The sequence below is a fragment of the Halodesulfovibrio sp. MK-HDV genome (assembly GCF_009914765.1).
Lineage (GTDB): Bacteria > Desulfobacterota > Desulfovibrionia > Desulfovibrionales > Desulfovibrionaceae > Halodesulfovibrio.
Window position 1 is genome coordinate 1 of sequence record NZ_WYDS01000038.1, and the last position, 10,106, is coordinate 10,106.

Annotated in this window: 15 protein-coding genes, 1 other RNA gene and 2 pseudogenes; 17 read left to right on the forward strand and 1 reads right to left on the reverse strand. The window is 41.9% G+C overall.

The features are described from left to right. The 12 genes and pseudogenes from MKHDV_RS18120 to MKHDV_RS18175 form a co-directional block, all read left to right on the forward strand. Window positions 1-367: pseudogene (locus tag MKHDV_RS18120) on the forward strand (ATP-binding protein); the annotation flags it as partial. Next, the gene (locus tag MKHDV_RS18125; protein ID WP_160717847.1) at window positions 367-978 is read left to right on the forward strand and encodes a hypothetical protein; all 612 of its coding nucleotides are present in this window, start codon (window positions 367-369) and stop codon (window positions 976-978) included. The pseudogene MKHDV_RS18120 and the gene MKHDV_RS18125, both read left to right, overlap by 1 nt. Continuing rightward, window positions 971-1,204: a hypothetical protein gene (locus MKHDV_RS18130; RefSeq protein ID WP_160717849.1), complete on the forward strand. Its 234-nt coding sequence runs from the start codon at window positions 971-973 to the stop codon at window positions 1,202-1,204. Before MKHDV_RS18125 ends, MKHDV_RS18130 begins: the two co-directional genes overlap by 8 nt. Continuing rightward, entirely contained in the window at window positions 1,197-1,391 is a 195-nt protein-coding gene (locus tag MKHDV_RS18135) for a hypothetical protein (RefSeq protein ID WP_160717851.1), read from the forward strand. Before MKHDV_RS18130 ends, MKHDV_RS18135 begins: the two co-directional genes overlap by 8 nt. A gap of 8 nt (window positions 1,392-1,399) precedes the next feature. Beyond that, complete coding sequence (locus MKHDV_RS18140) at window positions 1,400-1,597, forward strand: hypothetical protein (RefSeq protein WP_160717853.1); 198 nt, start codon at window positions 1,400-1,402, stop codon at window positions 1,595-1,597. Between the two features lie 9 nt (window positions 1,598-1,606). Beyond that, window positions 1,607-2,203: a DUF3164 family protein gene (locus MKHDV_RS18145; protein WP_160717855.1), complete on the forward strand. Its 597-nt coding sequence runs from the start codon at window positions 1,607-1,609 to the stop codon at window positions 2,201-2,203. Between the two features lie 2 nt (window positions 2,204-2,205). After that, window positions 2,206-2,278, forward strand: an RNA gene (locus MKHDV_RS18150) — hammerhead ribozyme type II. A 9-nt stretch (window positions 2,279-2,287) separates the two neighbouring features. Next, window positions 2,288-2,722 (forward strand): regulatory protein GemA, encoded by a 435-nt coding sequence (locus tag MKHDV_RS18155; RefSeq protein WP_160717857.1) that lies wholly within the window; start codon window positions 2,288-2,290, stop codon window positions 2,720-2,722. Then, window positions 2,723-3,043, forward strand: coding sequence for a hypothetical protein (locus MKHDV_RS18160; RefSeq protein WP_020001977.1), 321 nt, complete (start codon window positions 2,723-2,725; stop codon window positions 3,041-3,043). Further along, a complete protein-coding gene (locus tag MKHDV_RS18165; RefSeq protein WP_160717859.1) occupies window positions 3,040-3,474 on the forward strand; it encodes a helix-turn-helix domain-containing protein in 435 nt (144 codons plus the stop codon). Before MKHDV_RS18160 ends, MKHDV_RS18165 begins: the two co-directional genes overlap by 4 nt. A gap of 111 nt (window positions 3,475-3,585) precedes the next feature. Then, complete coding sequence (locus tag MKHDV_RS18170; RefSeq protein ID WP_160717861.1) at window positions 3,586-4,077, forward strand: hypothetical protein; 492 nt, start codon at window positions 3,586-3,588, stop codon at window positions 4,075-4,077. Window positions 4,078-4,246: 169 nt separating this feature from the next. Then, complete coding sequence (locus tag MKHDV_RS18175; protein ID WP_160717863.1) at window positions 4,247-4,972, forward strand: DUF5677 domain-containing protein; 726 nt, start codon at window positions 4,247-4,249, stop codon at window positions 4,970-4,972. 55 nt (window positions 4,973-5,027) lie between these two features. On the opposite strand, the gene MKHDV_RS18180 is transcribed toward MKHDV_RS18175, so the two are convergent. Further along, window positions 5,028-6,176 carry a PIN domain-containing protein gene (locus tag MKHDV_RS18180; RefSeq protein ID WP_160717865.1) on the reverse strand — a complete coding sequence of 383 codons (1,149 nt, stop codon included), beginning with the start codon at window positions 6,174-6,176 and terminating at the stop codon, window positions 5,028-5,030. 285 nt (window positions 6,177-6,461) lie between these two features. Between MKHDV_RS18180 and MKHDV_RS18185 the strand changes: the two genes are divergently transcribed. The 5 genes and pseudogenes from MKHDV_RS18185 to MKHDV_RS18205 all read left to right on the forward strand — a co-directional run. After that, window positions 6,462-7,208, forward strand: coding sequence for a hypothetical protein (locus MKHDV_RS18185; RefSeq protein ID WP_160717867.1), 747 nt, complete (start codon window positions 6,462-6,464; stop codon window positions 7,206-7,208). A gap of 183 nt (window positions 7,209-7,391) precedes the next feature. Next, entirely contained in the window at window positions 7,392-8,264 is an 873-nt protein-coding gene (locus tag MKHDV_RS18190; RefSeq protein WP_160717869.1) for a hypothetical protein, read from the forward strand. Between the two features lie 224 nt (window positions 8,265-8,488). After that, window positions 8,489-9,274, forward strand: a complete 786-nt coding sequence (locus MKHDV_RS18195) for a hypothetical protein (RefSeq protein WP_160717871.1) — start codon at window positions 8,489-8,491, stop codon at window positions 9,272-9,274. Window positions 9,275-9,373: 99 nt separating this feature from the next. Then, window positions 9,374-9,853, forward strand: a complete 480-nt coding sequence (locus MKHDV_RS18200; protein WP_160717873.1) for a D-Ala-D-Ala carboxypeptidase family metallohydrolase — start codon at window positions 9,374-9,376, stop codon at window positions 9,851-9,853. A gap of 3 nt (window positions 9,854-9,856) precedes the next feature. Next, a pseudogene (locus tag MKHDV_RS18205) lies at window positions 9,857-10,106 on the forward strand (hypothetical protein); the annotation flags it as partial.

Sequence of the window (10,106 nt, forward strand, 5' to 3'; positions counted from 1 at the left end):
TATCGACCGTATTGAAGATTTACGTGACATATTTGACGTAACTGGCTCGCCTATCATTCTTATTGGTGAATTAGAATTACGCGGACTTCTTGGTACCCGCCGTCGTATTTGGAGTCGTGTTAAGCAAGTTGTTGAGTTCGGGGCTGTGTCAGAGGAAGACGTGGCAATTCTTGGAGATGAAGCCGCAGGGCTGGATATTACACCCGATGCCTGCGCGCAGATTGTTCGTCAGGCTGACGGAGATTTTCGCCTTGTGTGGAGCTTTATCGGGCAACTTGAACAAGCAGCAAAGGCGCATGAAGAACAAGAAATAAGCACGGCTCTTGTGGCTAAGGTTGCTAAGCAAGTGGCAAGCTGGAGGAAGTAATGCGCGAATACAAAATGCCTTTAATGCGAGAGGCCGTAAGTAATTTGGGAAAAGATAACAGAGTGTTTTCAAACCAAATGCTCTATGCGGTACTAAATGTAGAGACTGATGAGGAAAGAGGCAAGGTTCGTTCAAGAGCAGCGGTGATGGTCAAGTCTGGTGAACTAGTGCGGGTTGGGCGGGGGGAATATCGATATAACGAGGACTCTACAACCGCAAGGGGCAAGGAATCTGTCACTCGGATGTGGCGTGGGATAAAAACAGCGACTCCCGGCTTTAGTCTTCAGGAATTAGCAAGGGTATCTGGCTCCGGTTATTACCATGCAATGTGGTACGTAAAAGAGTTGGAAGAGCAGGGCTATCTGCGCCGTGTAGGGAAAAAGAGGAAGGCTGTGCTGTACGCCGCTACAGGAAAAATGCGCAAACAGCAGCGTGCGTATATCCCGTCTCAAAACATGAAAGATCCTTTTGCTGTTGAAAAAGCCTCGTTACATGAACTTGTCGGTATTTTCTTGCAGCAGGATTTGCATCAACCAAGAGTGAAGCAGCAGGTAGTAGAGCTGGCTAAGATTATCTTGGAGCGCTTTGAAGTGCAGGCTGAGGATGCCTGATGATTTAGAATTGTATGCTCTAAAATGTCCTGATCTACAAACAATTGCAGTGAACAATAAGTACCTGCTGTGGGTAAAGATCGGCGGACAGTTTCAATTAAAAGACGTGATGGTGAAGGCTATACGCCAGACAAGCCGTAATGCGTTTCAAGTAGATGTGTTCGGCTGTGGCTTCAGGAAAACTATAAGCGCTAAGAAATTGCGGGAGCGAGTGCGAAATGAGTAACGAAGCACGGATGAGTTATCCCTCTGAAAAGCTATATGGCTTGTTGGCAGAGCTAGCGGAGAAGATTGAAGCATTGCCTAAGAATCTACAACCCTCAGTATATAGTGTGGCAATGAAGCTGCTTGATGAGGTGACAGCACAGGCGGAATTTGAACGAACTGCACCCGCAACAACTGCAAAACAGTAGGAGGCGGCATGAAACATGTACAAAGCAACACAATGCCATACGGTCCAATTTCTGGTGCTCTGCATAGCTATTTGATTGAACTTGCAGCTCAGATGCAAGCGTTGCCCAGTGAGGACTTTGAGGCCGCGAACCGCGCATTTAAAGGGGCATTGGCAGAAGTAGAACGTGTGGCAGAACTTGAAAAATACGCAACAGTAACAAGCTAGGGAGATAGAATGGACGGATACATGGAGAATGCACAAGGGCATTTCGTACCAGTGGATCAGGTCAAACCAGTCGATTTGGCGCGTCATGAGCTGGTTATGGAAAAGGTCGACAAGGCCAAGGCCATGCAGGAGGAACTCGCGGCACTGAAAGGCGAAATCATGAATGACGTGGAAGCCTTTGTTTCCCTTTCTGCTGAACAGTACGGCGTGAAGATTGGTGGTCAAAAGGGCAATGTGTCTCTTGTTTCCTACGACGGACAATATCAGATTAAACGACAGATCAGCGAGCACCTAGATTTCGATGAACGCCTTCAAGCTGCAAAGTCTCTCATTGATGAATGCCTGAAGGATTGGACAGAGGGCAGCCCCGGAGAACTGCGTGCAGTCGTGAACGATGCGTTCCAAGTGGATAAGGAAGGCAAGATCAATGTAGGGCGTATTCTTGGTTTACGCCGCCTTCAGATTATGGACGAACGCTGGAAGCGTGCAATGGAAGCTATTTCAGATTCTATCCGCGTAACAGGCACAAAGGCATATTTCCGAATTTACGAGCGTGATGCAACCGGAAAAATGGCGGCTATTCCGCTGGATATCGCAGCGTTGTAACAGTGCGAAACTGTCCGAAGCAACCAGCGGACAGTCGTCGAAGCGTGGCGGCTTCAACCTGATGAGCAGCCAGAGAGAATTGATATGAGTAGAAATGCAGAACTAGCCAAAATCCATATGGGAAAGAAACAGCTTGGCCTTGATGATGAAACATACCGCGTCATGCTGAACGACATGTTTGGTGTAACCAGTGCCGCAAAGCTTAACTTTAAGCAGCGGTATAGGCTGATGCGTCACATGGAAGAACGTGGGGCAGTGTTCGCCAGCAAGAGCAAGCCAACTGCCAAGCCCACAGAAGATTTCTATGTCATTCCCGATAATGCACCGCATGTGCAGCAGAAGCGCTACATACTTGCGTTATGGAAGAAGCTTGGCTGGAAGATGAGCGGAATAGATACTCGTATGAAAAAGCAGTTCGGTGTTGAAAGTTTCATCTGGCTTAAAGATCAGGCCGCATTGCAAACGATTACTAAGGATTTAGTGAACCGTTGCCAAGCTCGCGGAATTGACACCGACTAGATGCAGATCAGCCCCGAACATGCAGAGCTTGCAGCGCAAATACAAGAACGGTTCGGCACCATCCATAACTTTTGCAAGCTGCATGAATTCCAGCTGAACCGTTCCACCGTCTACATGGTGCTGCGCGGCGTTTACGCTGGAAACTCAGCGCGGCAAGTTGAGCGTATAGAAAACGCATTGAATGAGCGTAGGCCAGAAGAGCAAATTTTTACAGCAATTAAGCAAGTCGCGTGTAGCCGCTGCTCTGTTACATCAATGCATTGCAAGAGATGCGATAAGCTTTTTACGGCACAGGCTAAGGCCGTGTTGGAGGTGGTATGAATAGCAAGCTGTGCCGCATAATGGCGCAAATGATGATTGAAGGATTTCGCCCATTCAGAGGGGAGATAGCAGAGGATGTCTATTCAAAGCTTGGCTGCAAAGACGCCTCTAGTGCCTATTGGCTGCATCGCTGGCCTATCTTGCATTGCCTTGGTTGTAATAAACGTTGTACCCCAAAGAATACAGAAGGCTTTCAAGTTCCCATGCAGTTCCCAGCATCGCAGACACAAAGCAAGTTTTCCATGCTTCCAGAAGAAATGCTACAAGCCAAAAAATTTCTTAGAGTAGATGAAGCCGCCTATTGCCTGAACATCTCAGAGCGAACAGTTCGCAAGCTCGTAGATGAAGGTGTTCTTGTTCGGCATATGCGGTTGCCTATTCGGATAACGGTGGAGAGTGTGCGAGAGGAGATGGGGAGGGTGGATTGGTAGAGATGGTAAGTTTCTGTAAATATTTTTTTCTATAACATTCTTTTATAATAAGATGTTGAGTGTGTTTGCTGATCGTATTAGAAGAGGTGATATTTGTAAAAGGAGGCAAGGATGCTAAAACTTTTATTGAAACTCTTCAGAAAGAATGCAGCGTGCAAACCAAGCTTAAAGTGCAATGTAGGACGATCTGCGAATTCTCATAATAGCTTTAAAGAAGCCGTATACTCAGCTGATTTAGGGAAAATGGTCCCTGTGATGATGGTGGAAGATGTTGATCCTATAGATAGGCATTTTTTGTTACAAAACATTTGTCAGATTACTTATAAAGAACGTGAAAATAGTGAACAACGTTCGTTGTTTTATAAGGCTGCTCAGTTGCATCAAGCAATATTTCCAATAATTGTTAAAGCGTTCAAGACTGGGGTTGGAAATAGCGTACCCCCAAGTATCCCTGTTTTTAGGTTGCATGCTACGGTGTTAGTGGAAGATCAAAAGTATCATGACGCAATTGGGGTTTGTAATTTTGCTTTGAAGTATAACGTTCATGATGGAACAAAAAGTGGGTTTGAGGGGCGCATAAAACGTATTAAGAAAAAAATGTAGATATAATTTTTTAGGTAATAGCAAGGGGCATTTTTTCGGCATATGAAGTCTTGGCGTTGTCTACATGTGACCATACTTATACAATTTTTATTGGAACTGTGGATAGTAGCAGGGAAGAGGTAATGTTGTGGTGAGAAGTAAAGAGCTCTATTATTCCTTTGTAGATAAAATGAAAACTGCAGTAGTAGATGACTTAATAATTCCACGAGATGGGATAAGTAATTTTGCAATCAGTGGGTATCTTAGTAGCCTCATAGAATTATCAGAGGCCATCGTTCTTTTATCAAAGAATGAGATGCTTGGTACAGCGCAGGCCTTAACAAGAAGGTTGACAGAAGTATGCGTTCATTTGGTTGTTGTTCTTAAAGAAGGGGACAGCTATCTTGAAAGATTACAAATTAACGCCTGTGAAGAGGATAGAGGAAAAAGGCAATTTGTCTTAGATCACATGGAAAACACTGAGGAAGACGAAAAGATACTTCGGACGATTATTCGTGAACAGAAAAAAGAAATCAGAAGATTACACGATAAACACGGGTTAGCTATCAAAGGACGGAAAAAGAATTGGGCTCCTAAAAAAATCCCTATAAGGGAGTCTTTCAACCGCGCTGATTTTTTTCATAATTATATTGCATACAAAATTTTATGTGACCGCTCTCACTCTAATTTATTTTCGACATTTAGTGATCATCTTTCTCAAGGGCTTGACGGTTATGCTGAGTGGCAGAAGCCACTACCCCAAAATGAGCAGCGAATTACTTTGGCCGCTGCTTCTGAGTTTTCTATGGAAGCCATTGGGGCTGCTTTTACTTATTATGACATTACCTCTGAGAAATGTGATGACCTGTTAGCGAGTTATAATGAACTCAAAGAGTATCTTGTTCACCTAACTTGAGAATTTTTTTCCAAAAGAAGCAGCCCCTTATTTTTAATATGGGGCTGCTTTTTATTTAGTTTGCTTCATCATAATGCTGCCAATCAGGCTCAACATCTCCAAAGTTAATGTAAGACGGAGTTTCAATAATTTCAATATCTCCCACTTCATAATTGTCATCGTAGCCAGCAGACCAATCTCCGTCGATGTGAACTAGAATGTTTGTAACATAGGTTCGTTGTGATTCTGCACTTAACTTACCAATTGGGATGTTGTCTTTATCTATTGAATCATAAGCGTAAAAATAAAATGATGTGTATGCATTAAAAGTAATTTCCGCCGACAGCTGGAGGATTATTTCTTCTTCTTGAACAAGGATTGGATTGAGTTCAATGCCGTTATCGCCGTTGTGGGCAAGTTTATGACTTACGTACTCAAGGTAGCTTTCATCATCTTCATAGTAATAGGAAGATGATGCATCAATTTCTGGAAAGGTGTTAGCTATAATGTCTTCAAGGGGCCCAGCTATACTGTCTAAGATTGGGTTACTATCTCCAGATTCTACACTGGTATTAATTGCAGTTATAATTTCTTGAGTGATGATATGTGCTGGTATTAATTTTTTAAATGATTCTGGTAGGCTGGTAGCAAGAGATATGTTTTCAGAATTTTCACAATAGGCTTTCCAGCCTTTATCGTTGCTGACTGCTAGTATTTGAATTTCTTCTCTTTTTGCCCATTCTTCAAGGCTAATTAAAGCAATTGCATCAGGAAATTCGTTTTTCTTATCTTGCTTTTCTTCAAAGGGTGATTCTGTTTTAAAATATGATTGAATAAGTTTAGTCGAATCAAGATAATCAGCTGAATTAAGTAATGTTGCTCCTATTCGTTTATAAAAGTTAGTAAGACGCTTTTCTGCAGTTTTTTTGGCATCAATTGTTAATTCCAGATAATCGTGACAGAACTGAATTCTGCGTTCTGGGATACCAAGGTGCTTTGGTGCAGACTTTAATGCTGAGGAAATATTTTTTTGTGTCTTTAATATTTCTGAAGAAATGTGGCGTGTGGCTTCTTGGTGGACTATATCGCTTTGTACAATTTTGAGCGAACTACCTTTAAACTGTTCAAGTTGGTGGAGTAACCCAGAAGAGAACTTGTACCCGCTTTCTCTAAGAATATTTGTGTCAATTGTAAGCACATCATAGTCGGTGTTGATTTGAAGCATGAGGCACCTTTGGGAATTGAGTATGAAGTAAGTAATTGTTCTTTATTAAAGTTGTATAATAAAGAATGGTTGGAGATGTAGGTAAAAAAAATAAAAGTGCTGAGTCAACATAATTCTAAGAAAAAGGTTTTGTCCTCTTGCCGATCAAAGGATATTTTTGTGGAGTATTTTAAGCATGTTTATGAAGAGTCAATCGCAAGTTCTTCCTTGTGGTTACCTTTTTACAGATGTATCGAAAATCCGTTAGATATAATTGTGTTTTGAACGTCTACAAAGAAGGTTGGAATGAGTAACTTGCTAGCACTATTTGTTATCTGTTCAGTTATTGCTTTTGGAGGTGTCGTGTTTGCGCCTAGAATTTTTACCAATTGGGGACAAAAATATCGGAAAGAGAGTGGCATATGTTTTGGGCTAGTTTTCGCCTTGCTTGTTGTGTCGAGTGCTCAGGCAAAACAGCCTAATTTTACAGTACAAAAGGCACAACTGCCAACATACAAAATTGTTAAGGAAGAAACATTAAGTGTAGTTAAACGTGAAGTAGATGTCTTGCTTGAAGGTCGTGTTTCAAAAGAAGTGCTTGCAGCTTTAGCAAGGAAGATAAGATCATCGACAGACGTCTACGAAAGAACCTTTATTGGCTACAGAATTAAAGGTGAAAATTCAGCTGTATACTGGGCAACTACTCACTATAACCCTGATCTTAAAATAGTTATTAACGGTGGCACAAAAGAAGAAGTACAGAAAATGCAAGCCACCTCTTTAAATGAAGAAGGGACAATTGTTGGCCACTGGGTGGTAACCAATGGGTATAACTGTAAGATGACTGTTTACATTTTAAGTGGGAAATATTTTATTAAGACGGTTTTTGCTGACGGTTCGAGCCAGAAAGATGAATATAAACTTACAAAAGAAAACAGCAAGTTACGTTTAGAGAAGCCAAACGAGTTTGGTGAATATTTCCTTATTGATTTAAATGGAAATTTAGAGTTTTGGGATAAAGACGGAAAATTTTATACCGCGACCAAGCTGTAATATCAGAATTTTTATGCTCATTTTCTTATTTTCCGGCATGTTTCATAAAACGTATCACGCTGCATATCAACATTTCTTAACGCAATGTTGATTGCAGCGTTTTTACTGTAAGTGCCCATTGACCAGTATACGTCTTTTTCGATATCAAATCGCAAATAAATTCATATTCAAAAGAGGTTAAGTATGCCGGGAAAGAAAGTTGTTAAGAAGGAACAAGCGGAAGTGGTTGTTCCTGAGAAAACAGAAGAATGTTTTGCTATTATGCCTATCGGTGATCAACCCGATACCTCAGCGGAACATTTTATGCGTGTTTACGAAGACATAATTAAGCCTGCTTGTAGTATGGCTGGATTTAAAGCGACACGTGCTGATGAAGAAGACGGTACCAATTTAATACAACAGCAAATATTAAGGAGTATCATCGATGCTCCTATATGTGTATGTGACCTAAGTTGCTTAAATCCCAATGTAATGTTTGAACTCGGTATTCGACAGGCATTTGATCTTCCCGTTGTTTTGATTAAAGATCATATTACGCAAAATGTTTTTGATATTCAAGGTCTTAGGTATCATGAATACAATAAGTCTTTACGATATTATGATGTTATTAATTTTCAACAGAAATTGTCTAGTGCGATTATTACAACAATTGAAGAATCCAAAGAGAATATTGCAAACTCAATAATTAGATTGGTTGATATACCTCCTGCGAAATTGGGGGAGGAAAAAGATGTAGATACAAATTCTTTACTGCGCTTAGTGTTGGCAGAAGTTAATGATGTAAAATCTCGATTTGTTAGATATGATAATAAATTTGCAAAAAGAGAATACTCAGCGCGGGGGGCTATTCTGGGGTTCGAGAAGCAAATGAAAGAGGATTATAGTAGGGCTCGGCAATTGCTTTCTGATGCACGTAGGTTGTCGGAAGCAGGTAACACAAAAAATTCCGCTTCCTGTCTATTGGAACTAGATAGAATTTGTGAACTGTATAATTCGAATCAAAATTTTATTAGCATAAAAGAAAGAGCTGCAAAGATAGATTACGTGGAGTTTTAAACTGATTGCCTAATTTGTTTTCTTTTCCCGACATCCCACATAAAACGCACTACGCTGCATACCAATACTTCAATAAAGGAAGTTTGGTATGCAGCGTTTTTTATCAATAATCTGAAAAGCAATTCTGGTATGTGTATCTCCCCCTTGTAATTACCTTTTTGTAGGTGTATCGAAAATGCGTTAGTTGTAATTGGATTTTTCGAATATCTACAGCGAGGATTAGAATGAGTAACTTGTGTGTGCTGCTTTCCCTGTGTTCAATGGTTGCTTTTTTTGGGGCTCTGATTGTGCCGAAATTTTTTGTTCGGTGGGGAAAGAGATCGCGGTTAGGTGGCGTTGCTTACCTAGGGCTGGCTTTTGTATTACTTTTGGTGGCTGCAGCGATGACAGAACAAGTTGCTCCAACAGCTCAACTTTCTTCCGCAGAGAACGCTGTTTCTACAGTGCAAAATGTGCCCTTGCCTAATTATCGAATTGTAGACGAAGAAATGCTTGGTACCGCTAAACGGCAGGTAGATGTACTGCTTGATGAACGTATTTCTGAAGAAGAGTTGAGAGCGATAGCCAAGAAGATAAAAGCATCAGCTGGAACTTTCGATAGAACCTTTATTGGTTATGTCATTAAAGGTGAGAAGTCTTCTCCGTATTGGGCAACAACGCATTACAATCCTGACTTGAAAGTGGTTGTTTTAGGCGGAACAAAGAAAGAGATTCAGCGCCTGAAAGCAACTTCGTTGAATGAAGAAGGCGAAATTATTGGTAGTTGGTTAGCGACTAATGGATATGCTTGTACGATGACCGCTTACATGTTCAACGGAAAAGCTTTTATTAAACTAGTTTATGCCGATGGTTCTAATGGAAAATATGAATATAAGCTTACTAAAGAGAATGGTAAGTTGCGTTTCGAAAAGCCAAACGATTTTGGTGAATACTATTTGACTGATTCAAATGGTGATTTAGAATTTTGGGATAAAGATGGAAAATTTTACACCGCAAGAAAGTCGCAATAAACGCCGATTTTTTTCTTTGCCCCCTTTACCCTAGCTTACCGACATCCCACATAAAACGCAGTACGCTGCATATCAATACTTCAATAAAGGAAGGTTGGTATGCAGCGTTTTTTATTATCTCCTAACTTCTATTTAGACGAATTTTGTCGCAGCCAGACGGCGAAGCGGTTAGGGCGTCCAATTGTTGTAGAGCAGGACTCAGAGATCATTCAGAATCTGAAGCAGCTGTGCGCTACGGTATTACAGCCTTTACGTGACGAACTTGGTGTTAGCATCACCATTACGAGTGGTTATCGCCCTAAGTGGCTGAATGATCATATCGGCGGTAGCCAGACGAGCCATCATTTATTTGGGCTGGCTGCTGATCTCGTTGTGCCGGGCATTCCCCCTTTGCAGGTAGCTCAAACCATTGAGCGGCTGAATCTGCCATTCCAACAAGTCATCAATGAATATGGTTCGTGGACGCACGTAGCAGTCCCTCCGATCGGAGAGGAGCCGCAACGGCAAGCGCTTACGTTCTCGCATAATGGCGAGCGGCGTTGCGTAAAGGCCGGATTGCATGACGTGGTGCAGGCGTAACGTATGGCGATACTATCTATAATCTCCGGTCTGTGTGCCTTTGCCCCGACTATTGCCAAATGGATTGGTGGCGACAGCGCGGAAAAAGTCACAACGCAGGTTGTGGGCATGGCAAAGGCAATTACAGGAACGGATTCCGACGATGCGGCGCTTGCCGCCTTGCAGCAGAATCCAGAGCTTGCCCTCCAGTTTCAACAGGCATGGCAGAGCTACGAGCTCGGCTTGGAAAAAGAGCTTACCAAGCGTCATGAGG

Coding starts and splice junctions, on each gene's coding strand:
- MKHDV_RS18175 (WP_160717863.1), top strand. CDS start 4,247: ATGAAAACTGCAGTAGTAGATGACTTAATAATTCCACGAGATGGGATA.
- MKHDV_RS18180 (WP_160717865.1), bottom strand. CDS start 6,176: ATGCTTCAAATCAACACCGACTATGATGTGCTTACAATTGACACAAAT.
- MKHDV_RS18195 (WP_160717871.1), top strand. CDS start 8,489: ATGAGTAACTTGTGTGTGCTGCTTTCCCTGTGTTCAATGGTTGCTTTT.
- MKHDV_RS18185 (WP_160717867.1), top strand. CDS start 6,462: ATGAGTAACTTGCTAGCACTATTTGTTATCTGTTCAGTTATTGCTTTT.
- MKHDV_RS18165 (WP_160717859.1), top strand. CDS start 3,040: ATGAATAGCAAGCTGTGCCGCATAATGGCGCAAATGATGATTGAAGGA.
- MKHDV_RS18155 (WP_160717857.1), top strand. CDS start 2,288: ATGAGTAGAAATGCAGAACTAGCCAAAATCCATATGGGAAAGAAACAG.
- MKHDV_RS18200 (WP_160717873.1), top strand. CDS start 9,374: ATGCAGCGTTTTTTATTATCTCCTAACTTCTATTTAGACGAATTTTGT.
- MKHDV_RS18125 (WP_160717847.1), top strand. CDS start 367: ATGCGCGAATACAAAATGCCTTTAATGCGAGAGGCCGTAAGTAATTTG.
- MKHDV_RS18140 (WP_160717853.1), top strand. CDS start 1,400: ATGAAACATGTACAAAGCAACACAATGCCATACGGTCCAATTTCTGGT.
- MKHDV_RS18160 (WP_020001977.1), top strand. CDS start 2,723: ATGCAGATCAGCCCCGAACATGCAGAGCTTGCAGCGCAAATACAAGAA.
- MKHDV_RS18130 (WP_160717849.1), top strand. CDS start 971: ATGCCTGATGATTTAGAATTGTATGCTCTAAAATGTCCTGATCTACAA.
- MKHDV_RS18190 (WP_160717869.1), top strand. CDS start 7,392: ATGCCGGGAAAGAAAGTTGTTAAGAAGGAACAAGCGGAAGTGGTTGTT.
- MKHDV_RS18145 (WP_160717855.1), top strand. CDS start 1,607: ATGGACGGATACATGGAGAATGCACAAGGGCATTTCGTACCAGTGGAT.
- MKHDV_RS18170 (WP_160717861.1), top strand. CDS start 3,586: ATGCTAAAACTTTTATTGAAACTCTTCAGAAAGAATGCAGCGTGCAAA.
- MKHDV_RS18135 (WP_160717851.1), top strand. CDS start 1,197: ATGAGTAACGAAGCACGGATGAGTTATCCCTCTGAAAAGCTATATGGC.